The sequence below is a fragment of the Rubellimicrobium arenae genome (genome assembly GCF_017916275.1).
GTDB classification, from domain to species: Bacteria; Pseudomonadota; Alphaproteobacteria; order Rhodobacterales; family Rhodobacteraceae; genus Rubellimicrobium; species Rubellimicrobium arenae.
This window is the reverse complement of record NZ_JAFMST010000001.1, coordinates 23464-47652: the sequence shown is the minus strand read 5'-3', so window position 1 is coordinate 47652 and position 24189 is coordinate 23464. Positions and strand designations below refer to the sequence as shown.

At 67.0% G+C, this 24189-nt stretch carries 21 protein-coding genes; 11 read left to right on the top strand and 10 right to left on the bottom strand.

The genetic code is table 11. The annotated features are described in order from the left end of the window. Positions 1 to 27: 27 nt before the first annotated feature. From J3P31_RS00200 to J3P31_RS00190, 3 genes are all read left to right on the top strand, one after another. Positions 28 to 1080 (top strand): ABC transporter ATP-binding protein, encoded by a 1053-nt coding sequence (locus J3P31_RS00200; protein ID WP_210526175.1) that lies wholly within the window; start codon positions 28 to 30, stop codon positions 1078 to 1080. Positions 1081 to 1105: 25 nt separating this feature from the next. After that, positions 1106 to 2221 (top strand): glycoside hydrolase family 172 protein, encoded by a 1116-nt coding sequence (locus tag J3P31_RS00195; RefSeq protein ID WP_368372991.1) that lies wholly within the window; start codon positions 1106 to 1108, stop codon positions 2219 to 2221. A gap of 430 nt (positions 2222 to 2651) precedes the next feature. Then, positions 2652 to 3656 carry a Fe(3+) ABC transporter substrate-binding protein gene (locus tag J3P31_RS00190; protein ID WP_210526174.1) on the top strand — a complete coding sequence of 335 codons (1005 nt, stop codon included), beginning with the start codon at positions 2652 to 2654 and terminating at the stop codon, positions 3654 to 3656. A gap of 146 nt (positions 3657 to 3802) precedes the next feature. Here J3P31_RS00190 and J3P31_RS00185 read toward each other — a convergent pair whose 3' ends face one another. Next, on the bottom strand, positions 3803 to 4702 hold the full coding sequence (locus J3P31_RS00185; RefSeq protein WP_246849209.1) for a DUF72 domain-containing protein: 900 nt from the start codon (positions 4700 to 4702) through the stop codon (positions 3803 to 3805). 175 nt (positions 4703 to 4877) lie between these two features. Here J3P31_RS00185 and J3P31_RS00180 point away from each other — a divergent pair, with 175 nt between their 5' ends. Continuing rightward, positions 4878 to 6845 carry a right-handed parallel beta-helix repeat-containing protein gene (locus J3P31_RS00180; protein ID WP_210526173.1) on the top strand — a complete coding sequence of 656 codons (1968 nt, stop codon included), beginning with the start codon at positions 4878 to 4880 and terminating at the stop codon, positions 6843 to 6845. 160 nt (positions 6846 to 7005) lie between these two features. After that, complete coding sequence (locus J3P31_RS00175; RefSeq protein WP_210526172.1) at positions 7006 to 7245, top strand: DUF2934 domain-containing protein; 240 nt, start codon at positions 7006 to 7008, stop codon at positions 7243 to 7245. A 71-nt stretch (positions 7246 to 7316) separates the two neighbouring features. Here J3P31_RS00175 and J3P31_RS00170 read toward each other — a convergent pair whose 3' ends face one another. From J3P31_RS00170 to gbd, 8 genes are all read right to left on the bottom strand, one after another. Beyond that, complete coding sequence (locus tag J3P31_RS00170) at positions 7317 to 8138, bottom strand: amidohydrolase family protein (RefSeq protein ID WP_210526171.1); 822 nt, start codon at positions 8136 to 8138, stop codon at positions 7317 to 7319. Between the two features lie 10 nt (positions 8139 to 8148). After that, entirely contained in the window at positions 8149 to 8571 is a 423-nt protein-coding gene (locus J3P31_RS00165) for an RbsD/FucU family protein (RefSeq protein ID WP_210526170.1), read from the bottom strand. A 15-nt stretch (positions 8572 to 8586) separates the two neighbouring features. Continuing rightward, a complete protein-coding gene (locus J3P31_RS00160; protein WP_210526169.1) occupies positions 8587 to 9618 on the bottom strand; it encodes an aldo/keto reductase in 1032 nt (343 codons plus the stop codon). A 12-nt stretch (positions 9619 to 9630) separates the two neighbouring features. Then, positions 9631 to 10620 (bottom strand): ABC transporter permease, encoded by a 990-nt coding sequence (locus J3P31_RS00155; protein ID WP_210526168.1) that lies wholly within the window; start codon positions 10618 to 10620, stop codon positions 9631 to 9633. Continuing rightward, positions 10617 to 11591, bottom strand: a complete 975-nt coding sequence (locus tag J3P31_RS00150; RefSeq protein WP_210526167.1) for an ABC transporter permease — start codon at positions 11589 to 11591, stop codon at positions 10617 to 10619. Before J3P31_RS00150 ends, J3P31_RS00155 begins: the two co-directional genes overlap by 4 nt. Continuing rightward, the gene (locus J3P31_RS00145; protein WP_368372990.1) at positions 11588 to 13099 is read right to left on the bottom strand and encodes a sugar ABC transporter ATP-binding protein; all 1512 of its coding nucleotides are present in this window, start codon (positions 13097 to 13099) and stop codon (positions 11588 to 11590) included. The genes J3P31_RS00150 and J3P31_RS00145 overlap by 4 nt, the downstream gene beginning before the upstream one ends. 65 nt (positions 13100 to 13164) lie before the next feature. After that, the gene (locus tag J3P31_RS00140) at positions 13165 to 14223 is read right to left on the bottom strand and encodes a sugar ABC transporter substrate-binding protein (protein WP_210526166.1); all 1059 of its coding nucleotides are present in this window, start codon (positions 14221 to 14223) and stop codon (positions 13165 to 13167) included. Between the two features lie 59 nt (positions 14224 to 14282). Continuing rightward, the gene (gene gbd / locus J3P31_RS00135; RefSeq protein ID WP_210526165.1) at positions 14283 to 15392 is read right to left on the bottom strand and encodes a 4-hydroxybutyrate dehydrogenase; all 1110 of its coding nucleotides are present in this window, start codon (positions 15390 to 15392) and stop codon (positions 14283 to 14285) included. A gap of 245 nt (positions 15393 to 15637) precedes the next feature. Between gbd and J3P31_RS00130 the strand changes: the two genes are divergently transcribed. Genes J3P31_RS00130 through J3P31_RS00110 form a run of 5 tightly spaced genes read left to right on the top strand, consistent with a single transcriptional unit; the run spans position 15638 to position 21395 of the window. Next, positions 15638 to 16315: a GntR family transcriptional regulator gene (locus J3P31_RS00130; RefSeq protein WP_210526164.1), complete on the top strand. Its 678-nt coding sequence runs from the start codon at positions 15638 to 15640 to the stop codon at positions 16313 to 16315. Between the two features lies 1 nt (position 16316). After that, entirely contained in the window at positions 16317 to 17867 is a 1551-nt protein-coding gene (locus J3P31_RS00125) for a UxaA family hydrolase (RefSeq protein WP_210526163.1), read from the top strand. A gap of 45 nt (positions 17868 to 17912) precedes the next feature. Continuing rightward, positions 17913 to 19454, top strand: coding sequence for a GMC oxidoreductase (locus J3P31_RS00120; RefSeq protein WP_246849210.1), 1542 nt, complete (start codon positions 17913 to 17915; stop codon positions 19452 to 19454). A 7-nt stretch (positions 19455 to 19461) separates the two neighbouring features. Next, on the top strand, positions 19462 to 20268 hold the full coding sequence (locus tag J3P31_RS00115; RefSeq protein ID WP_246849211.1) for an SDR family NAD(P)-dependent oxidoreductase: 807 nt from the start codon (positions 19462 to 19464) through the stop codon (positions 20266 to 20268). A gap of 11 nt (positions 20269 to 20279) precedes the next feature. Beyond that, positions 20280 to 21395, top strand: a complete 1116-nt coding sequence (locus J3P31_RS00110; RefSeq protein WP_210526162.1) for a glycerol dehydrogenase — start codon at positions 20280 to 20282, stop codon at positions 21393 to 21395. Between the two features lie 94 nt (positions 21396 to 21489). On the opposite strand, the gene choX is transcribed toward J3P31_RS00110, so the two are convergent. After that, a complete protein-coding gene (gene choX, locus J3P31_RS00105) occupies positions 21490 to 22431 on the bottom strand; it encodes a choline ABC transporter substrate-binding protein (protein WP_210526161.1) in 942 nt (313 codons plus the stop codon). A 572-nt stretch (positions 22432 to 23003) separates the two neighbouring features. On the opposite strand from choX, the gene J3P31_RS00100 reads away from it, so the two are divergent. Next, entirely contained in the window at positions 23004 to 24134 is a 1131-nt protein-coding gene (locus J3P31_RS00100; RefSeq protein WP_210526160.1) for a dipeptidase, read from the top strand. Positions 24135 to 24189 lie beyond the last annotated feature (55 nt).

Sequence of the window (24189 nt, the reverse complement as noted above, 5' to 3'; positions counted from 1 at the left end):
CCTCGTTCCATCAAACCGGAGTGACGCATGTCCGCAGTCGACATCGATGATGTGGTCAAGACCTATGGGGCCATGCAGGTGATCCACGGCGTCGACCTCAGCATCGCGGATGGCGAGTTCGTGGTGCTGGTCGGTCCGTCGGGCTGCGGCAAGTCCACCCTGCTGCGGATGGTCGCCGGACTCGAGGACATCTCGGGCGGCACGATCAGCATCGGCGGTACCGTCGTGAACGAGCTTGCCCCCAAGGAGCGGAACATCGCCATGGTGTTCCAGAACTACGCCCTCTACCCGCACATGACCGTGGCGCAGAACATGGCCTTCTCCCTGCGGCTGAACCGCGTCGGGCGCGAGGAGATCCGGCAGAAGGTGGAACGGGCGGCCGACATCCTGGGCTTGGGGGCCTTGCTGGACCGCTATCCCGCCCAGCTCTCGGGCGGGCAGCGCCAGCGCGTGGCGATGGGCCGGGCCATCGTGCGCAACCCCGAGGTCTTTCTCTTCGACGAGCCGCTGTCGAACCTCGATGCCAAGCTCCGCGTTCAGATGCGGGCCGAGATCGGCGAGCTTCACCAGCGGCTGCGGACGACGACGATCTACGTGACCCACGACCAGATCGAAGCCATGACGATGGCCGACCGCATCGTCGTCATGAACGCCGGCCGGGTCGAGCAGGTGGGCAGCCCGCTCGAGCTCTACGACAGGCCAAGGAACCTGTTCGTGGCTGGCTTCATCGGCAGCCCGGCCATGAACTTCATCCCCGGGCGGATCGTGGAGCGGCAGTTCCGCTCCCCGCTTGGCGTGGTGGCGCCCCTTCCCCGCGGGATTAACGCCGCCGAAGGAACCGAGGTCGTCTGCGGCATCCGCCCCGACCAGATCACGCTCGGGGACGAAGGCGCGCCCGCCGAGGTTTCGGTCGTGGAGCCGACCGGGGCCGAGACGCTGGTCGTGCTTCGCGCCGGCGGGGTGCCGATCCAGGCCGTGCTCCGCGACCGGCGCCAGATCCGGCCGGGCGAAGCCGTGAGCTTCAGGCTCGAGCCGGAGGCCATGCACCTCTTCGACGCTGGGACCGGCGTCCGACTCTAGTTCGCATCTCACAAGGAGGTCGTTCGTGACCGCATCGTTCAACGGCTTGGGTGTCAACCTGAGCAACCTTTACCGGCTGTCCAACGCCCGAAGCCGCTCGATCTCGCCCGAGAATTTCACGGGGGAGAAGGGTCAGGGCGGCATGGCGACGGAAGGCACCGGCGCGTCCTGCGCGCGGGGCCTGGGCCAGGGCTGGAAGGTCTCCCCCTCCATCCGCATCGAACCTGGCGAGATCCGAACCCTGGCGGAGATCGAGGGACCCGGCGCCATCCAGCAGATCTGGCTGACCACGGCGAATCTGCGCTGGCGCGACCTGATCCTCCGGATCTACTGGGACGGGCAGGAGCATCCCTCGGTCGAATGCCCGATCGGCGACTTCTTCTGCTCGGGCTGGAACCAGTTCGCGCAGGTCACGTCGCTGGCCGTCTGCGTGAACCCTGGCCGGGCCTTCAATTGCTATTGGGAAATGCCCTTCCGCCGGTCGGCCCGGATCACCCTCGAGAACCGGGACCCCGACGACCACGGCATCGTCTATTATCAGATCAACTACGCGCTGACCGAGGTGCCCGAGGACGCCGCCTACTTCCACGCCCAGTTCCGCCGCACCAACCCCCTGCCCTTCAAGGAAGACTACACCATCCTGGACGGCGTGAAAGGCCGTGGGCACTACGTGGGCACCTACATGGCTTGGGGGGTCAACAACTCGGGCTGGTGGGGCGAAGGCGAGATCAAGTTCTTCCTGGACGGCGATGCCGCCTACCCGACCATCTGCGGCACAGGCACCGAGGATTACTTCTGCGGCGCCTACAACTTCGACGGCGGCGTGGTGGACGACACCATGGACAGCCGCTACCGCGAGTTCACCACGCCCTATTCCGGCCTGCCGCAGGTGCTCCGCCCTGACGGCACCTATCGCTCGCAGCAGCGCTTCGGCATGTACCGCTGGCACCTCACGGACCCGATCCGCTTCGAACAGGACTTGCGAGTCACCATTCAGGCGCTGGGCTGGCGGACCGAGAAGAAGGACCGCCGCTACCTGCCGCTCCAGGACGACATCGCGTCGGTCGCATTCTGGTACCAGACCCTGCCCGCAGCACCGTTCCCGCCTTTGCCCGACCGGGATTACCTGGAGGTGATCTGACCGCCGCTCCCTCTGGCGTCGAGCCCTGCCTGTCGTGAGCGGATCGGGCGGGACAGCCCCGCCCTTCCTTGGGCTGGCAGATGGTGGTCCGATGCTGAACTCGGCGGTCTGACGGACGCGGTCCTGCCTCGCAGGACGGCACGCGCCAGACCGCATCAGCCACGACATCTTCGCTTTGGCGTCGCACCCGCCTCACTGGTCGCCGGCCAACGGAGCGGCGCCAAGGGCGACGGGCCCTTTGGCCGGCACCTCGCCGCTTCTGGTCCGCAATGGCCTGATGCCACTCGGCCCCAACACGCGGCGCCGTGGAAGGCTGGAAAAGCAGTTCGGTCGCATGAGCGATAGTCTGACCATTACAGTCGGAATTACTTGACCTGAGTAAAACGGTCGAGATTAGTGGGCCCGAAGCAAGTCACATCACGGAGCCCCGATGACCCTGCGCACCATTCTGCTCGCGACCGCCCTTGGCGGTGCTGCGCTGCCCGCCTTGGCAGAGGTGAACGTCTACACCACGCGGCAACCCGAGCTCATCCAGCCGGTGATCGACGCCTTCACCAGCGGGACGGGCATTCCGGTCAACCTGTCCTTCGTCGAGGACGGCATCGTCGAGCGCCTCGTGGCCGAAGGCGAGCGTTCGCCGGTGGACCTGGTGATGACCGTGGACATCGCGAACCTGCAGCAGATCGTCGATGCGGGGGTGATCCAGCCGGTGCAGAGTGACGTTCTGGAGGCGGCGATCCCGGCCGAACTGCGCTCGCCCGACGATCTTTGGTTCGCCCTGACCACCCGGGCCCGCATCGTCTACGCGTCCAAGGACCGCGTGGGCGAAGACGAAATCACCACCTACGAAGACCTCGCGGACTCCAAGTGGCAGGGTCGCATCTGCACCCGGTCGGGAACCCACAACTACAATCTGGCCCTGCTGTCCGCCATCATCGCCCATCACGGCGAGGATTATGCGCGCGACTGGGCGAAAGCCGTGAAGGCCAACCTGGCCATGAAGCCGCAGGGCGGAGACCGGGATCAGGTTCGATCCATCTGGGCGGGCGAGTGCGACATCTCCTTGGGCAACACGTACTACATGGGCCAGATGTTGCGCGATCCCGAGCAGTCCGAATGGGCCAACTCCGTGCGGATCGAATTCCCCACCTTCGAGGACGGCGGGACCCATGTGAACGTGTCGGGCATCGCGATGACCCGATCGGCCCCGAACAAGGAAGAGGCGCTGCAACTCATGGAGTTCCTGGCCTCCCCGGAAGCGCAGGCCATCTATGCCGAGCAGAACCATGAATATCCCGTTCGGCCGGATGCCGAGCGCTCGGATCTGGTGGCCTCCTGGGGCGAGGTGACGCCCGATACCATCAACCTGACCGAGGTCGCGGGCCACCGAGCCGCAGCGCTCCGGATCATGGAAGAAGTGAATTTCGACGGTTGAGGCACCAAGATTCCGGCCGTCTCCTTTCCGGCGGACGGCCAAAGCGGCAGGTGGCGGGGTGGCACCCCACCCGGCCGCTGGACTGACCGGGGTCTCCGGGCCGATCCGTGCTGCGGCGCTGGAGTCGGCCAGGGCGACCCGCAGGTCTACCCTGCTGAGGTCGCTTTGGGGCCGGACATAAGCCCGGCCGCAAACTCCATGGCCGTAAGCGCGTTGGGTGTCGCAGCGAACGAAGCCGTGTTGTCAAAGATGCACCAGCAATCGCTTCCCTCTGAAGCGCGCCGGGCGAGTTGCGTCACGACGTCCCGGACGGCCTCCTCGCCATAGGGGGAGTGGTAGACACGGGGCGACCCATGCAGGCGATAGTAGGTGAGCCCCGGCCAACCGCCCGGCGCGTTGGCCCCAGGGGCAAGGACCGGATCGGCCGCGACCCGGGCGACCTGATGCCTGACGAGCAATGCCTCGGCCTCCGGCGTAAACCAAGACCGGTGACGGGGCTCGCAGGCAACCGGTCCGTCAAGTCGGGACCTCAACTCCAGGAAGAACCGATCCGATCTGCCGGCCTCGAAGGTCAGGCTGGGCGGAAGCTGCACGAGCAACGGACCCAGTTTAGGCCCAAGCCCTGCAACCTCGGCGGCGAACAGGTCAAGGAGGCTTCCAGGTTCCTGCAAACGAAGATCATGCGTGATGGACCTGGGAACCTTGACGGCGAACCGGAATCCGTCGGGCACCGACCGGGCCCATCTTTCGTAGGTGGATGGCTTGTGCCGTCGATAGAAAGAAGAGTTGATCTCGACCCCTCCGAAGACCCGGCCATAGCGCTCCAGATGCGTTCCCGTGGCTGGAAACCTCGCTGCCGTTTCCTTAGGGATGCTCCAGCCGGCCGTGCCGATGCGGATTCCGAGAAGTTTGTTCGTGAGCTCGTCCATGGTCAAGGAACTGCGCTGGTCCCGAAACTCCTCAAGGCAACCTGACCCCCGGTCGCGCCAGCACCGTTGATCCTGGCCTCTGGTGACGGAGAGCGGCGTCTTGGTCTGGAGCCGCATTGTGCATCCTGGGCACAGCAGGGGCGCGGACGCCGACTAGCATGTTTCCGCTCACCGAAATGGTCCTACGGAACCCGTCTCCGCTCAGTGCGGCGTCTGGGGTGGAAAGACCCTGTCCATCGGGCGACCCGGCCGTAAAGGACAGGGCAACTGACATAAGAACACGAGGGACCTGATGACCACGCTGACCGTCAGCAATCTGCCGGAACTGCAACGTGCGCTCGCATCGTGCGAGGGCGGCGAGACGATCCTCCTGAGAGGGGGCAATTACGGCGACCTCGCCCTGTCCGGAGGTTCGGGCGCCCGTCTCGCCTTTGCCTCGAACGTCACCCTGAAGTCCGCGACCCCGTCCAATCCCGCCGTGTTCGACTCCATGAGCCTGCAAGGCGCCCGGAACATGACGTTCGAGGACCTGAAGTTCGATTACAACTACCAGGCGGGGGACGCCGCGACGCTCCGGCACGTGACGCTGCAGGACGTGAGCAACGTCACGCTTCGGGGCTGCACGCTCGACGGGGACGTGGCCCGTGGTGGCACCTCCGAGGCCAACGGGTTCGGCAGCGGCTTCGGCCTGAACGTGCGCGGCTCCGAAGGGGTCGTCGTCGAGGACTGCAAGGTCTTCGACTTCTTCCGGGGCATGGTCTTCAGCCAGGTCGACGGCCTGACGGTGCGCGGCAACGAGGTTCACTCGATCCGCTCCGACGGCATGGACTTCGCGGAGGTGCAGGACGTGCTGATCGAGGGCAACTACCTCCACGACTTCCGCAAGTCGCCCACCTCGTCCGACCATTGCGACATGATCCAGTTCTGGACCAATGGGACCCGCAGTCCATCGACGAACATCACCATCCGGGACAACATCCTGGACATCGGTGACGGCACCTCCACCCAGTCGGTCTTCATGCGCAACGAACTGGTGGACACCGGGCAGGCGTCCTTCGCCCGCATGGCCTACCAGAACGTCCGGATCGAGAACAACACGATCACCAACGCCCATGCCCATGGCATCACCGTGGGAGAGACGAACGGCCTCGTGATCGCCAGCAACTCGGTCCTTCACGCCGACGGCGGCAAGGACGACGGCGCGGACCCGGGCGTGGAGATCCCGCGCATCAACGTGGCGGACGGGTCCCGGGGGGTTACCATCACCAAGAACGTCACCTCGCTCATCGTGGGAGAGGGGTCGGGCTGGACTGTGGCCGACAACGTCCTGGTCCAGGATCAGAATGCGGCAAAGGCCAATCACTACTCGACGGTCTTCCAGGCCAGTTCGCTGACGGACGACGGCGCGCACCACTTCCTGGCCTTGGCCGGGTCCGAAGTTGCCGGGCTTGGCGCCGGGTCCACGCTGACGCAGGGTCGCACCGGGGCGGTCAGCAAGCCGGTGGATGAGGCGCCCGCCGCCCCCGTCGCATCCGATGACGCCCCGTCCGCAGGCCCAGCCAAAGGTGTGCTCAGCCTTTTGAACGGTCGCTTCGTGACCCAGGAGGACGGCACCTCCACGGACCTGGGCGCCGCGTCCGGGTGGACCTCCGACGGACTCCAACTCGGCCGGGCGGGCATCACGGCCCGGGTCGATCGCGATCACGTCGATCACGTCGTCGGCGCCGACGCGATGACGATCGCCTTCACGCTGGACGCTGACGCCAGGGGCTCGTCCGGCGAACTGTTCCGACTGCACGGCAGCTTTGCCACCAGCGTGACCGACGACGGCGAACTGCACGTCCAGGTGTTCCAGGACAACGGGTCCATGGCGACCCTGACGACCAGCGGATCCGCCCTGAACACGCTGGTCGAGCGGGATCATGACGTCGTCATCAACCTTCAGGACAGCAAGCTCCAGATCTGGGTCGATGGAAAGATGACGGGCGAGGTCTCGGTGCGCGGGTCCATTGGCGGCGAAGGCTTCGGCGCGCATGATCTCGTCTTCGGCAATCCCTGGAACAAGGACAACTTCCGGGGCGACCTTTCCGCCTTCGAGATCAACGTGGACGACCGGGCTGCGGCGGCCAGCTCCAAGCTTCTCGCCGTCTCGAGCACCCAGGACCACGACATCGACCACCACGGCGGGCTGGCCCTGGCCGATGACGATGCGCGCTTCGACCTGTCGACCCACCACCACGCGACGGAACTCGCGGTCTGACCACCGCTCAGGGCGGACGAGCCGCCATGGCTCGTCCGAGGCTCTTGCCGGGTGCGGGCGACACGCCTGACCCGGAGGGGCTGAAAGCCCTCAGGCCCGCGGGAACAACCTCGCACCGATGCCGGTTCAAGGCGTGTTCTGCGATGGGAAAGGGACAGCGATGACAGACGACCGCGAGCAGCGCATCCGTGAGCGCGCCCATGCGATCTGGGAGCAGGAAGGACGCCCGGACATGAGGCATGAGGAGCATTGGCATCAGGCGAGGCGCGAGATCGGCGACACCTCCGAACCCCACGGCCAGTCCGGTGATGCCACCGATGGGGAGCATTCGCCCCTAGAGGATGGCATACTTCCCAAGGAGGACCTGATGGCAACCGCAGCCTTGCTGGGCCGCAACTAGGACCAGCTGCGGCGCTGGGCGACCGAAGGCGGGTCGGCGACTTCGATCCGGAGTCGCCGACCTTCCGCGGGTCAGACGCCGTAGAAGGCGGCGGCGTTCGTCTCGAAGATCTGTTTCAGATCCTCGGGACCGAACATCTCGCTCAGCAGGGTCCGGGCCAGCAGCACCACCTCGGCATGGCTGGCCGCGAGGGTGCAGACCGGCCAGTCCGTGCCGAACATCAACCGCCCGGGACCGAAGGCCCGCGCGACATGCCCGACGAAGCTCCGGAAGTCGTATAGGGTCCAGTCGGCGCCGGCCTCGGTCACCATGCCGGACACCTTGCAGCTGACGTTCGGCATGGAAGCCAGCGCATCGATCTGAGCCCGCCACGGGTCCAGTTCGCCGTGGGCGATGCGCGGCTTGGACAGGTGGTCCAGAACCGCCCGAAGGCGGGGCACCTCGGCCAGCACCTCGGTGGCAACCGGCAGGTGGCGCGTATGGGTCAGGATGTCGAACGGCACCCCGGCGGCCTCGACGTGGCGCAGGTTGGCGCGCAGGACGGGGTTCCGGATGTGGTCGGGCTCATGCTCCTGCAACATAGGACGAAGTCCGACCCATTTCGGGCGTGCCCGATAGGCGGCGAGCCGCGCCGGGAAGTCGGTCGACGTCATGTCGAGCCAGCCGACCACCCCAGCCACGAAGTCGGTCCGCTGCGCCAGGTCGAGAAGGAAGTCCGTCTCCGCCTCGGTCTCGGCCGCCTGCACCAGGATGGTCCGAGTGATCCCGGCACGGCCCATGAGCGGCGCCAGGTCCTCGGGTCCGAAATCCTTCAGGAGCGGCCCCAGGTCAGGGGTCATCCAGCCGTAATCGCCCCGGGCAACGGTCCAGAAGTGCTGGTGGGCGTCGAGCATCGTGGTCTCCTCAGGCGCGCAGCACGCCCTTTTTCAGGATGATGTTCGCATAAAGCCGACGTTCGCCAGTGGCAAAGATGGCAAAGGCGGACTTGGCCCGGTCATAGAACGCGAACCGGTCGACGGGCTCCATGGTTACGACCCGGCCTTCGGCCTCCTGAAGGGCGGCCTCGAACTCCGGGTAGATTGCCGGCCGCTCCCCCGGGGCATCCATGGCGGCTGCGGGCGCTTCGACGAAATCATCCAGGGGCAGCACCGAGAGCACGGCGCGAAGGACGTCGGTCGCGCTGGTCCCTGGCAGCTGGATCACCGTCGGGCCAAGGCTTGCCACGGGGAAGTTCGCGTCGGCGATGACGACCTCGTCGCCGTGGCCCATGTCGGACAGTAGCGCCAGCATCTGTCCGGTCAGCAGCGGGTCGATGGACTTGAGCATGATGTATCTCCGGTGTCAGGCCGCCATCAGGTCGAGATCGTCGAGCTCGGCCCAAAGTCCGTCGGGCAGCGGCGTCTCGAACCAGGCGATGTTCTGGTGCAGTTGGGCGGCGGTCTTGGCCCCGATGACGACGCAGGACACGGCAGGGTGCCGCATCGGGAACTGGATGGCCGCCGCCGCGAGGGGCACGCCATGGCGGTCACAGACCGCGCGAAGATCCTCGACCCTGGCGATCACGCGGGGGTCGGCATCCGCATAGTTGAACTTGCGACGTCCGCCGGCCGGGGCGGCCAAGATGCCGGAGTTGAAGACCCCGGCCAGCACCATGGCGACGCCGGCCCGCTGCGCCAGAGGCAGGAACGTCTCGGCCGCGTCGCGGTCCAGAAGGGAGTAGCGGCCTGCGAGCATCGCGCAATCGAGGTCGGTTTCCTCGATCGCATCGCGGATCGCCTGCCATTCGTTCACCCCCAGGCCAAAGCCCCGGATGTCGCCCGCGGCCCTGAGTTCGGCCAGGGCGCGGAATCCCCCGCCCGTGGTGAGGGCTCCCCAGTGATGCTCGTGCAGGTCGGCATGGGTTACCCGGCCGATGTCATGGACGTAGAGGAGGTCGATCGTGGGAAACCCGAGGCGCTGCTGGCTGTCGTCGAAGCTGCGCATGATGCCGTCGTAGCTGTAGTCGAAGACCTCACGGAAGTTCAGGCCGTTCCACCATCCCGGGTCCAAGGGGTTCTTGGGCGGAGCGGGCGGCAACCCGCGGCCCGCGCGTTCGCTGCACATGAGCCGCCCCACCTTGGTCGACAGGACGACGTCTCCTTCGACCTCCCGCAGCACCTGGCCGACCAGATGCTCGGATCGGCCGTTGCCATACATGGGCGCCGTGTCGAAGTAGCGGATCCCCGCCGCCCAAGCCGCCGACAGCATGTCGAGAGCCTGGGATGTCGGCACGTCGGCATAGAGCCCGCCCAGGGGCGCGGTCCCGATGCCCAGGGCCGTGACCGTGAGGCCGGTGCGGCCGAGAGGTCGGGGAGTCGTCGCACGTAATGTCATCGGAAGCTCCACTCAGGTCCGGTTGCGGCGCCGCGACAGCACCACCAGGCTCACGCCGACCAGCAGGAGGCTGCCCCGGACGATCTGGCGCTGGCTGTCCGTCCAGCCGAGCAGCGCCGCGCCATTGAGGAGCCCGATCAGGAGGAAGATGCCCGCCAGCGTCCCGATGACGTTCGGCTTGCCCAGCTTCAGTGCCATCCCACCCAGCAGCACCGCCGTAAGCCCGTCGAGGAAGTAGGAGTTGCCAAGGTAGGGCTGACCGGATGACAGCGCCGCTGCCAGAAGGATGCCCGCCAGGGCCGACAGGCTGCCCGACAGCAGGTAGAGCAGGACCAGGATGCGGTTGACAGGCACCCCGGCCTCGACCACGGCGGCCCGGTTCTGCTCGAGCGCGTAGATGTAGTGACCAAAGGTCAGACGTTCCTGCGCCCACCAGGCCAGTGCGTAAATCGCAAGCACGACCAGCGCGACCAGTGGCACCACGCCGAGATTGGCGGCAAGGATGCGGCCCACGAAGCCTGTCTGGCTCAGCGAGATCGAGGTGCCGAGGCCCAGAGCCGCCGCGATCGAGGCGGCCAGCGCCCCGGTGGCGATGGTGATCACGAGAGCGGGCAGGCGCATGACCCCCACGAGCAGGGCATTGAGGGCGCCGAACAGGAGCCCTGCCCCGAGTCCGGCCAGGCTCGCGGTGCCCCAGCCCGCACCGTCCCGGACCAGCACGGCGACGATCATGTTGGCGAGCGCCGCCACCGACATGAAGCTGACATCGATCTCGCCCGCGGCGATGATCCAGGTCAGGCCGAGGAACATCAGGCCCGCGATCGCCGCGGACCGCATCATCTCGTTCAGGTTGGCCTCGCTGGCGAAGGCTGGACGCAGCAGGGCGAAGGTCACGAACACGACGGCCAGCAGCACGAAGAAGCCGTAGCGGGTCAGGACGTGCCTCGGGTCGGTTCTGCGCCGAGCCTGCGCCGGGCCAAGAGCTTGTCCGAAATCGGTCATGGGCGGGCCTCGGAAGTGCGACGGAAGGGCTGGCCAAGAACGGCCGTGATGCGGGGATCGAAGCCGGCGATAGCCAGGATCAGGACGGTGCTCACGATGGCGTCGCTGTAGTAATAGGGGATGGCCAGCAGCGTGAACCCGTTCAGCATGGCCGACATCAGGAGCGTCCCGGCCAGGGTTGCACCGACCGACGGCCGCCCGAACAAAGCCGCCCCGAGATAGACCGCCGCGAAGGCCGGCATCAGGAGCTGGTTACCTGCCGTGACGTTCGCCGCGCCGGACGACGCCACCAGCAGCGTGATGGCAAGGCACGCGCCCGCGCCCGACAGGGCAAAGGCCACCAGGACGTATCGTTCGACCGGCACGCCGGAGAAGCGCGCCGAGACGCGGTTCTCGCCGGTCGCATAGAAGGCATGGCCAAAGCGCGTGGCATGCAGCAGCACGAAGGCCACCAGCGCGACTCCGGCAAGGATGGCGAAGGGCTGATCCAGACCAAGGACCCGGCGGTCGTTGATGTCGAGGATGCCCGACATGAAGAAATTCTCCGAGATCGACGTCCCGTTCGAGTAGAAGTAGGACAGGCCGATCGCCACGCCGCCGGTCGCGATGGTCGTCACGATATCCGGCAGCCGGAAGCGCGCGACCGCGATGCCGTTCACCAGGCCGATTGCGGCGCCGACCCCGATCCCTCCGGCGATTGCCAGCGACAGGGGGGCCCCCGACGCGATGAGCCAGCCCAGCGTCATCGCCCCCAGCGAGGCGACGCCCGGAAAGGACAGGTCGTACTGGCGGACCACGATGACAAAGGTCAGTCCCAGGGCCGCAAGGCCCTGCACGGACATGTGGCGGGCCAGGGCACGGAGGTTGCCCGACGACAGGTAGGCGGCCGATTGGCTCTGGAAGACCAGGGCGATGATCGCCAGGAGCGCGACGAAGGCCAGCCCCCGCCAAAGGATCGTGGATCGTGTCATGCGGGAACCGCTCCCATGATGCCGGCCGAAAGAAGGTCGTCCCGGCTGGTGCCGCGACGGGGCTCGCCGATGGGGCGCCCCTTGTAGAGGGCGAGGGTACGGTCGGCCAGGCCGTGCACCTCGTCGCAATCCGAGGACATGACGATCACCGCCGCCTCGCGCGAGAGATCCCGCATGATCTGGTACAGCGTCGCGCGCGCCCCGATGTCCACGCCGACGGTGGGCTCGACGAAGATGTAGACGTCGGCCTTGCAATACAGGCCCTTCGCGATGACGATCTTCTGCTGGTTCCCGCCCGAGAAGGCCCGCGCCGGCCGGTCGAGCCTGGGGGGCTGGAGCGCGACCCGCGTGGCCAGTTCGGCCGTGGCGCGCCGGTTGGACCCGAACCGCAGGAGCCCGGCCAGCCCGGCCGAACGCCCCGGGTTTGCCAGCGTGGTGTTGAACACCACGTCCTCGTCAAGCGTCAGGCCCTCGGCACGACGGTCGCCCGGGACAAGGAACATCCCCTTGCGCAGCGCCTCGGCAGGGCTGCGGAACCGCTGCTCCCGGCCATGCAACCGGATCGTTCCCCCATCGGCGGCCAGGGCGCCAAAGAGCGTCTTCGAGAGTTCGTCGATGCCCGAGCCGACGAGCCCGAACAGGCCAAGGATCTCCCCGCGTCGGGCGGCGAAGCTCACGTTGCGGAACTGGCCTTCGCGGCTCAGGTCCGTGACCTCGAGGACCGGCGTGCCCGTGCCGTCACCGTCGCGGGCCGGGAAGATGTCGCCGCTTTCCCGGTCCAGCATCAGCGTGGGAATGGAGATCCCCTGCGCCCGCGCCTCGGACGCGGTGAAGCTGGCCACGTTGCGGCCGGCCCGGAACACGGTGAATCGGTCGGCGATCTCGAAGACCTCTTCGAGGCGGTGCGTGATGTAGATGATGGCGATCCCAGCCGCCTTGAGACTGCGCATCAGCCGGAACAGCGACGCCTTCTCGCGCTCGGTCAGCGTGGAGGTGGGCTCGTCCAGGATCAGGATGCGGATGTCGTCGCGACGGAGCGCATGGAGGATGGCGACAATCTCGCGGTCCACGGCGGGCATGTCCGCGACCTTGGCGTTCAGGTCGACCTCGACCGGAAAGCGGGAGAGCAGCGCTTGGGCCCGCGCGCGGAGGGCACGGCGGTCCATGCGCTGGAACAGCCCCGCGCGGAGCGCCTCGTCGCCCAGGAAGATGTTCTCGGCCCCCGTCAGGTCGCCGACCAGTTCGGGATGCTGCTGGACGCAGGCGATCCCGGCCTCGATGGCGGCCCGAGGACTACCAAGCTCCAGCTCGGCCCCGCCCAGGCGGATCGTGCCCGCATCCTTGGAGTAGACGCCGGACAGGATCTTGATGAGCGTCGACTTGCCCGCGCCGTTCACGCCGAGAAGCGCGTGGATTTCGCCCGCCTCCAGCGTGAAATCCACCCCGTCGAGCGCCTTCACGACGCCGAAGCGCTTTTCGATGCGCTCCATGTTGAGAATATGGCCCACCTGCTTGGTCCTCCGCTGAGCCTGGGCAGGGTCCGGCGACATGGGGCCGCCGGACCGGTCACGCTCTAGAGAACGCGGTTCCAGCCGAGCTTCGCGGCCTCGCCGGGCATGTCGTAGGTGTCCGGGATCGTGTCGAGCGGCGTGAGGCTGTCCTGCGTGACCGCATAGGACGGCGTGATCACGAAGCGGGGCGCCTGGCGCCCGGCCACGACTTCATGCGCGTAGAACGCGTTCATGTAGGCCATCTCGTAGAAGCTCTGGGCGAGCGTCAGGGCGAAGGGCGACCCGGCCTTGATGTACTCGAAGGACTGCTGCCCGCCGTCGATGCCGGTGATGAACACGTCCCGGCTGGCCGCGCGGATCGCCAGGGTGCCTTCCGAGGCCGCTCCGTCCCAGGCGCACCAGATCGCGTTCAGCTCCGGGTTCGCGGTCAGGATCTGGTCCACGACCTGCCGCGGCGTGGTCGAGCCGCCCAGCGCGAAGGCGATCTCGGACACGATCTCGATGTCGGGGTAGCGCACGAAGACCGACTTCGCGCCCAGCGTCCGCATGTCCCAGCTTTCGTTCGACGGAAGGGACACGAGGGCCACCTTCCCCTTCCCGCCCAGGCGGTCGGCGATGTACTGGGCGCCGTACGAGCCGAGGCCGAAGTTGTTCGACATCGCCGTCGAGGTCACGGTCGTGTTGGGCACGTAGCTGTCGCCCACGAAGATCGGCACGCCCGAGGCGACGGCGGCCTGAACGGCCGGCGCGATGGCAGCGGCATCGGCGGGCGTGATGAAGATGGCGGCGGGTTTCGACGCGACGAAGGCGGCGATCTGGTCGGCCTGCTTCTTGATGTCGTAGTTCGCGTCCGCGATCGTCAGCGTGCCGCCCAGGCGGTTCACCGCATCCTGGTAGCCGTTGACGATGTGACGGCCCGATTCCCACACCGTCCATCCAAGGGACGCGCAGAACTGCAGGTCCTGCGCCTGCGCGAGGCGGGGCTTGCCCAGCGCCGCCGCGACGGTCACGGCCGCGCCCATCGAGAGCAGCCCACGGCGGGTCAGCTGGAAGCCCCCGTGGTGCGAGACGAGCTGGGGCTTGGCCCCGGTTCCCTGCGTATCGTCGATCCGGTCAGTCATGGTTTCATTCCTCCCCTTCGTGGCTCCGCGTCATGCGGGATAGATGCTGCGGCGCCCGGTCAGGCGGCGTCGCGCAGGATGTGCAGGTAATCGGCCTCGGTCGCCGTCCGCGGGTTCGTGGCGTGGCAGTGGTCCTTCAGCGCGGCCCGGGCGACGTCCTCCATCATCGCTTCGGTCACGCCCATGGCGGCAAGGCCGGACGGCATGCCGATCCGCCGGTTGAGAGCGTCCACCGCCTGGTCCGGAGCCCCGCCGAACATCTCGGCCAGCCGGTCCCACTTGTCCCCGATGGCGGGACGGTTGAAGCGCAGCACTGCGGGCATGAGAACGGCGTTCAGCGTGCCGTGATGCAGGTTCAGCTCGCGGATCGCGCCCAGCGGGTGGGTCAGCGCATGGACGGCGCCCAGCCCTTTCTGAAAGGCCATGGCCCCTTCCAGCGCGCAGACCATCATGTCGCGCCGGGCCTCGGCGTCGCGTCCATCCGCCATCGCACGCTCCAGGGCGCGCAGGCCGCGGACCAGCCCATCGAGGGCGATGGCTTCGGCCGGTGGATTGAAGCCGGGGGCGATGTAGGTTTCGACGCAATGGGATAGGGCGTCCATCCCCGTGGCTGCCGTCAATCCGCGGGGCAGACCATAGGTCAACTCGGGATCGCACAAGGCGAGGCTGGGCAGCATATGGGGCGAGATGATGCCCAGCTTGCGCCCATCGGCGGTGTTGATGACGGCAGCCCGTCCCACCTCGGCGCCCGTGCCGGAGGTGGTGGGAATGGCGACCATGGGGCAGATCCGGCCATGGATCCGCGCAAGCCCGCCGTTCACAAGCGCATACTGCGACAACGGCCCCTCGTGCCCCGTCAGCAGCCGGGCTGCCTTGGCCAGATCCACGGACGACCCGCCCCCAAGCCCGACGATCCCGTCGCAGTTCGAGGCCACGTAAAGGGCATGGGCCGCCAGGACAGCATCCTCGGTCGGGTTCGCCGGCGTGCCATCAAAGATCACCGCGTCGGGCACGAGGGACATCACCCGCCCTGCGATCCCGGTCGCGACGATTCCCGCATCGGTCGCGATCAGGGGCCGCCGGACGCCCAGTTGCGCGAGAAACTCCGGCAGGCGCGCGATCATGCCCTCACCGAACTCCACACGGGTCAGGTAGGCGATCGTGCTCATGTCAGATCATTCCGGCCGCAGAGCCGATGCAACAATTCCATCTGTCCTCCCATCCCCGACCAACGAGCGCAGGAGCGCGACCCCTTGGTCCGAGGGCACCTTGCAGGAGCGCTGAACTTTCCGCTTGCGCCCCCAACTGATATATGAGTTAGTAATGCCATGATGAAAGCTGCTGTCAATGCCCTTTCTCATAACTCATATATCAGCCTAGAGGCAGCATCTTGCTCAGGTTCGAGGAGGAGATCATGAAGGAACGGGCGGTCCCCAAGGCGGATCAGATATACGAGTTTCTGCGTCGTGCGATCGTGCGACTCGAGGTTGAGCCCGGCGCGGCCATCTCCGAGAAGGACATCTCCGCAGAATTCGGAGTCTCCCGCACGCCCGTCCGCGAGGCCATCCAGCGCTTGGCCGACGAAGACCTCATCAACATCTTTCCGCACTCCGGCACCTATGTGAGCCGGATCTCCTTCAAGGTCGCCGAGGAAGGCTTCGTCATCCGCCGCGCCCTCGAGATCGAGAGCGTGCGCCGTGCCGTGCAGCGCATCGACGACGGGCAGGTCGCCCACCTCAAGGCCACCATCCAGCGGATGCGCCGCATCCTCGAGGAGGATCGCCTGAGCGATTACCTTGAGGAGGACGACATTCTCCACTTCGGCGTGGCCCAGGCCAGCGGCTTCCCCCGGATCTGGAAGTTCATCAGCCTGGCGAAGGTCCACCTCGACCGCATGCGCCAGCTCTCTGCCCCGGTTCCGGGCCACTTGGCCGACGTGACCGAGCAGCACGCCGCCATCGTCGCCGCCCTCGAACGGCGCAACGCCGATCAGGCCGAGCTGGCCATGCGGATCCACCTCGACAGCTCCTTCGCCGTCATGGCCGGGATGTACGAGGACAAGGTCAACCTCTTCAAGGACAAGGACGCCTAGTATGTCGGACCTGGCAGGGATCGTGGAGCGCGCCGCCGGCCTGATCCACCTCAACCCACGCGACTCGGTCGCCGTGGCTCGGACGACGGTCGAACCCGGGATGCTCCTCGATGCGGGTGGCCTGACGGCGGTGGAGCGGATCGGACGCGGCCACAAGGTCGCCCTTCACCCCATCGCGGTGGGCGAGCCGGTGCTGAAGTATGGCCAGATCATCGGGCGCGCCACGCGGCCGATCGCGGCAGGGGCGCTGGTCCACACCGAAAACCTGGCCGTGAGCGAGCTGGCCCTCGCGCATGAGTTCTGCGTCGATGCCGCCGAGCCCGATCTCGTGCCCGAGGCGCACCGCGCGAGCTTCATGGGCTATGCCCGGCCGGACGGCCGCGTTGGAACGCGGAACTACATCGCCGTGATCTCGTCGGTGAACTGCTCGGCCACGGTGGTACGGTCCATCGCCGCGCACTTTGCGCAACCGGGGCGTCTGGCGGACTGGCCGAACGTGGATGGCGTGATCGCCCTGTCCTACGGCGGCGGCTGCGCCTTCAACACCCGGGGCGAAGGCTATGCCCTCCTCACGCGCACCATCGCCGGATATGCGACCCATCCCAACGTGGGCGGCGTCCTGATGGTCGGGCTCGGCTGCGAGACGAACCAGATCCCCGAGATCCTGCGCCGGCAAGGCCTGGCGGAAAGCGACCGCCTTCGGACCATGACGATCCAGGGCGTCGGCGGCACGCGCCGGACCATCGAGCAGGGCGTCGCAGCCCTGACGGAGATGCTGCCAGCCGTGAACGCCGCACAGCGCAGCCCCCAGTCTGCCGCCCATCTGACGCTCGCGCTCGAATGCGGAGGCTCGGACGGATATTCGGGGATCTCGGCCAATCCGGCACTGGGCCATGCCGCCGACCTGCTTGTGCGGCACGGCGGGACGGCCGTGCTGGCCGAGACCCCCGAAATCTATGGCGCCGAGCACCTGCTTACCCGCCGCGCCCGGAGCCCCGAGGTGGCGCGCAAGCTGCTCGACCGGATCGACTGGTGGAGGGACCACGCCGCGCGGTCTGGGGCGGAGATGGACAACAACCCGAGCCACGGCAACAAGGCGGGTGGCCTGACCACCATCCTCGAGAAGTCGCTGGGCGCCGTGGCCAAGGGTGGCTCGACGCGGCTCAACGCCGTATATGAATATGCCGAACGGATCGACGAGCATGGCTTCGTCTTCATGGACACGCCCGGCTACGATCCCGTGGCGGTGACCGGCCAAGTGGCCGGGGGCTGCAACCTGATCTGCTTCACGACCGGTCGGGGTTCGGTATCGGGGTTCAAGCCGGCGCCGTCGCTGAAGCTCGCGACCAATACGCCGATGTACGAGCGGATGGCCGAGGACATGGACATCAACTGCGGCACCATCGTCACCGGCGACGAGACCGTGGAGCAGGTCGGCGAGCGCATCTTCCAGCTCATGCTGGAAACCGCCTCGGGCCAGCCGACCACGAGCGAGGCCCTGGGCTACGGGGACAACGAATTCGTGCCCTGGCAGATCGACGCGGTGATGTGAGCGCGGCCGACCCGGACGGGCGGCAAGGGGGGAAGGAACAGGACGATGATGGAAATGCGCGACCATTATGACGTGGTGATCGTCGGCGCTGGGGTCGGCGGCGGAGCGATGGCGAACCAGCTCGCTTCGGCGGGCGCGCGGGTGCTGATGATCGAACGCGGCACGCGCCTCCCGCGCGAGGCCGACAACTGGTCGGTCAAGGCGGTCTTCCACGAGAAGCGCTATGCGACCAAGGAAACCTGGCGCGACCGCGACGGCAAGGAGTTCAACCCTTCGACCTACTACTACGTCGGCGGCAACTCCAAGTTCTTCGGCGCAGCGACGGTGCGCTTCCGCGTCGAGGATTTCGAGGACCTCCAGCACGAAGGCGGCATCGCCCCGGCCTGGCCGGTCAGCTACAAGGACTTCGCCCCCTATTACGACGTGGCCGAGCGACTGATGGGCACCCATGGCACCGCCGGGCTCGACCCCTGCGAGCCGCCCCGGTCCGGTCCGATGCCCTACCCGACCATCGGGCATGAGCCCGAGGTCGAGGCCCTGGATCGCAAGCTGCGCGCGAAGGGCCTGCATCCCTTCCCCCTTCCCATCGCCATCGACCGGCACGAAGGCGGGGCCTGCATCCGCTGCCGCACCTGCGACGGCTTCGCCTGCAAGCTGGGGGCCAAGAACGACGCCGAGGTCCGGCTCGTGGACCCCGCCATCGCGACCGGCAACGTGGACCTCATCCTCGAGACCAAGGTGCTGCGCCTGCTGACCGACTCCTCGGGCCGCCGCGTGACCGGGGCCGAAGTCGAGCAGGGCGGCCGCACCCGCGTCATCAAGGGGGAGCTCTTCATCTCCGCGGCCGGCGCCATCAACTCGGCGGCCCTGCTGCTGCGGTCGGCCAACGACAAGCACCCGAGAGGCCTTGGCAACAACTCCTCGGACCAGCTGGGCCGCAACTACATGGCCCACAACAACACGGCCATGATGGCCATCAACCCGCTGCAAAAGAACCGGGTCACGTTCCAGAAGTCGCTGTGCATCAACGACTTCTACCTGGCCAACGACGTCCGCCCCTATCCCATGGGCAATGTGCAGGGCCTGGGCAAGCTCCAGGCCGGGATGCTGACGGCCAACGTCAAATGGGCGCCCGAATGGCTCATGGGCACCTTCGCGGACCGCAGCGTTGACTGGTGGATCATGTCCGAGGATCTGCCCGACCCCGAGAACCGCGTCACCGTCGACCCGGACGGCAAGATCCGTCTGTCCTACACGGCCAACAACCTCAAGGCGCACAACGAACTCGTGGCGCATTGGGGCAAGATCATGAAATCGCTGGGCTACCCTCTCATCATCACGCAGAAGATGGACATCAAGGTGTCCATGCACCAGTGCGGGACGGCCCGCTTTGGCAAGGACCCGGCCACCTCGGTGCTCGACCCGTTCTGCAAGGCTTGGGACCTGGACAACCTTTACGTCGTGGACGCCTCGTTCCTGCCCTCCTCCACCGCCTTCAACCCGTCCCTGACCATCGTCGCCCAAGCGGTCCGTACCTCCGAGCATCTGGTTCGGGACGTTCTCAAAGTCAGCCGAGTCGCAGCCTGAGGTCACCATGAAGAAGATGATGGGAAGCATCGACAGCTACCGCGGGCTGTTCAACCTGGCCGGAAAGCGAGCCATCGTCACCGGCGGCTCGCGTGGGATCGGCAAGGCCTTGGCCGAAGGTCTGGCGGCCTATGGGGCCAACGTCGCGATCGTGGTCCAGAGCTCGGTCGACCGGGCCGAGGCGGTCGCCTCCGAGATCCGCGCGGCAGGTCGCCAGGCCATGGTGGTGCAGGCCGACATCTCGGACGAGGCCCAGGTGCAGCGCATGGTGGACGAGGTCGTCTCCGAATGGGGCGGCCTCGACATCCTGATCAACAATGCCGGGATCGTGCTCCCTGCCGCAGCCGAGGATTGCAGCTTCGAGGCGTGGCGCCGCACGATGTCGGTCAACCTCGACGGGGTCTTCCTGGCTTCGCGGGCGGCAGGCCAGGTCATGATCCGGCAAGGCGGAGGCGTGATCCTGTCGGTGGGCTCCATGTCGGGCCGGATCGTGAACTGGCCCTTCCGGCACGCCGCCTACAACGTTTCCAAGGCCGGCGTGCACATGCTGACGAAATGCCTCGCCACCGAGTGGGCCGAGCACAACGTCCGGGTCAACGCCATCGCGCCCGGCTACATCCGGACCGAGCTGACCGACGAGGTGCTGCGCGAGCATCCCGACGTGGTCCGCGACCATTGGGCCAAGGGCGCGGTCCAGAACCGGATCGGAGAGGTGGAGGAGCTCGTGGGCGCCGCGGTCTGGCTGTGCTCGGACTCCGCCAGCTTCACCACGGGTGAGGTCGTGACGATCGACGGCGGCCTCACGCTGCGCTGAAGGAGGAACGAATGGATCAAAGAGGCTACGGCGGCCCTCTCCGCTACGTGCAAGGCCCAGGTGTGCTGGGCGACCTGGGGCGCTATGCCGCCTCCCTCTCGGACAAGGCCCTTCTGCTGATGGACGGGTTCGTCGAGGCCAAGTACGGCGCGATGCTCGGGGCTTCGCTCGCGGCGGCGGGCGTGACCTCGACAGCGCTCCGCTTCGCGGGCGAGAGCACCGACGCGGAGGTCGAACGGTGCGTCAACGTCGGACGGGAGGCCGCCGTCGGCGTGGTCATCGGAGTGGGCGGGGGAAAGACGCTCGACACCGCCAAGATCACGGCCCGCAATCTTGGGGCCCGGATCATGACGGTCCCGACCATCGCCTCGACCGACAGCCCCACCAGCGCCATCGGCGTGATCTACACGGAACACGGCGTCTATGATCGGGTCGAGCGCTGCGGGCGCAATCCCGACGTGGTCCTGGTGGACAGCCAGGTCATCGTGCAGGCACCTGTCCGGTTCCTGGCCGCCGGGATGGGCGACGCGCTGTCGACGTGGTTCGAGGCGCGATCGAATCTGGAAAGCCGGTCCCGCAACTACATCGGCGATGGCTATGCGCCGACCATCGCCGGGGCCGAGATCGCCCGCGCCTGCCATGCGACGCTCATGCGGGACGGCCGGGCGGCCTATATCGCCGCAAAGGCAGGCCGCCTGACCGAGGCGGTCGAGAACATCATCGAAGCCAATACGCTGCTGTCGGGCCTCGGGTTCGAGAACTGCGGGGTGTCCGGCGCCCACGGCATCCATGACGCGCTCACGGTCCTCGAACCGACCCACGGGTTCTTCCACGGCGAGAAGGTGGCCTTCGGCATCATCTGCCTGCTTGTGCTCGAGAACCGTCCGCTCGAGGAGATCGAGGACACGATCCGCTTCTGCGCCGACATCGGGCTTCCGGTCCGGCTGTCGGACCTCGGACTGGAGAACATCTCCGACGACGACCTCCTGAGCGTCGGCAACGCGGCCATGGTTCCGACAAGCGTGATCCACTCCGTCCCGCGCCCCTTGTCCGCCATGAAGATAGCGCATGCGATCTCGGCGGCGGATGCCATGGCGCAGGCCCTCCTCCACCGGAAGGCGGCCTAGCGGGTTCGGCGCTGGCGGCTGCACCGCCTGATTCGTCCCTTTCTTGAACCCCGTCGGGCGGCGATCCGGTTACTCCGATCGCCGCCCGGGTCCCTCAGAGGCCGAGGGCGGCTTTCACGACCGGGGCAGCCGGCTCGCCGCCGGTCGTCGACACGCCCTCGAGCCAGCGGTCGATGGCCTCCGGGTTCTCCTTGAGCCAGGTCTCGGCGGTCTCCTCGGGCGAAAGGCCATCGTCCAGGATCATCTTCATCATCACATCCTCGGCCTCCACGTCGAAGACGAGATTGCCCAGGAAGCGACCCATGTTGGGGCACTCGTCCGCAAGTCCGGGCCGCGTGACGGTGAGCACCTCGGCACCGCCTTCGTTCGGCCCGAACACATCCTCGCTTCCGGTGAGATACGTCATGTCGAGCGTGACGTTCATCGGATGGGGCCGCCAGCCGAAGAAGACGATGGGCTCGCCGGACTGCACCGCACGCTGGACCTGGGCCAGCATGCCCTGCTCGCTCGACTCAACGAGCTCGAAGCTACCAAGCCCGAACCGGTCGTCATCGATCATCTGAAGGATCGTCGCATTGGCGCTCGCCCCGGGCTCGATGCCGTAGATTTGCCCCCCGAGATCCTCCTGGAACCGGGCGATGTCGGCATAGGTTCGGATGCCCAGCTCCGCGCCGGACGCGTTCGTCGCGAGGCCGATCACCGCGCCCTCGAGGTTGGTCTGGACGACATCGATGCGGCCTGCCTCGACGAGCGGAGTCTGGATCGGGTCCTGGAGAGGCATCCAGTTGCCCAGGAACACGTCGATGTCGCCACTGGTCAGCGAGTCGAACGTCACGGGCACCGAGAGGACAAGGATGTCAGGGTCGTAGCCGATCTCCGACAGGATGCGATCCGCGATGGCCGTGGTGGCCGTGATGTCCGTCCATCCCACGTCCGAGAGCCTTGGCGCCAGGCACGCCTCCGGATCTTGAGCATGGGCCGCTGTTCCGGCCAGCAAGGCTGAAAGGCTGAGCGCGCCCAAAAGTCGAGGCGACATGAGGATCTCCCGAAGCCAGTGAGTTTCAGCGAAGCCGACCCGATTACGCAGCGCCGGCTTCGGTCAGCCTATGGGCAGTTCCTTCGGTGCAGTTGACCCAAGACGGCGACAGGTTGACAGGATGCGCAGCGCAGGCTTCCGACCATGACCCTGACGGGAGGCTTTGGTCTGGTGACAGCCTCGGGACGCCCCAATCCAAGGCTCTGGGCGTCATTCGAGCGGCGACCAATGCCAGAGGTTTCGGCAACATCGTCCGGTCCGCGATGACAGGTTATCGGGAATTGCGCATGATCCGGCCCGGAGGAATGCGGCGGGCTCCCTATCCGAACGGACAGGTCTGCCAAAATCATCCAGCCTTCGCAGCCCCTTGCGGCTCGCATTGATCGAGCCTTCGCCCGCTTGGGCAGAACCTCTGGGCCGTGGCTGGCCTTGATCCATTGCCAGGAAAGGCGTCTGTTCCATGGTATGGGGCCCCTTGGGGACGACGCGTCAGCCTGGCGTCGCAGCCCACTCCGGAAGGTGACCGATCAGGCGTACCCAGCGCCAGGTCCCGCATCACAAAGGACCGTGCAATGGATACCGCGACTCTCCCTGCCATCTTCGACGGGCATAATGATCTGCTGCTGAAGTTGTATCTGGGCGAAGCCTCGGTCGATCAGGTCAGGGATGGCGGGGGCACGACGCATATCGATCTGCCCCGCGCGCGGCAGGGCGGCTTCGGAGGAGGGATGTTCGCGATCTACACTCCCGATCCGCCAGCCGCCAAACCCGATCTGAATGCCATGAGCGGCGCGCAATACGATCTCCCCCTGCCCGATGCGATCGACCCTGACGAGGCCCTCCGTGCGGCACTGGCGCAGGCGGCGCTGCTCCTGCAGCTGGAACGGACCGGATCGGTCGTCATCTGCCGGACCGCCGGCGAGATCGAATCCGCGCTCGACGGGCCGCTGATGGCGGCGGTCCTTCATCTGGAAGGGGCGGACTGCATCGATGGCGACCTCGATGCCCTTCATGTGCTCCACGCCGCCGGGCTCAGGAGCCTCGGGCCGGTCTGGAGCCGAAGGACCCGATGGGCCGAAGGGGTGCCATTCCGCTTCCCCTCGACCGGCGACACCGGGCCGGGCCTCACGGAGGATGGAAAACGGCTGATCCGGGAATGCAACCGCCTGAAGATCGCCGTGGACCTGTCGCACCTCAACGAGAAGGGCTTCGATGACGTTGCCGCCCTCACGGATGCCCCGCTGATCGCCACGCATTCCAACGCGAACGCCATCTGCCCGCATGCCCGCAACCTGACCGATCGCCAGCTCGACATGATCGCGGCGTCGGGTGGCATGGTCGGCGTGAACTTCGCCACGGCGTTCCTGCGCCCCGATGGCCAGATGAGGCCCGACTGCGATCTCGACGTCGTCATTCGCCATTTCGACCACCTCCTTGAAAGGCTGGGCGAAGATGGGGTCGGGTTCGGCTCCGACTTCGACGGGGCGACGGTTCCGCAGATGATCCAGGACGTGGCCGGCCTGACGAAGATGCGGGCCGCCATGGTCGCGGCCGGCTACGACGAGCCCCTCATGAGAAAGCTTTGCCAGGAAAACTGGATCGATGTGCTCGACCGCACCTGGTCCGGAACGGGCAAGGTGAGGATTGCGCGCGACCAGCGGACCCGACACGCAGCGACGGCAGGCGCCCTGTCCCACGCATGAACACCGGCGCGTCCTGACCCAAGACCTGTCCCAAAGGGCCTGCAGGCCGGTTCCG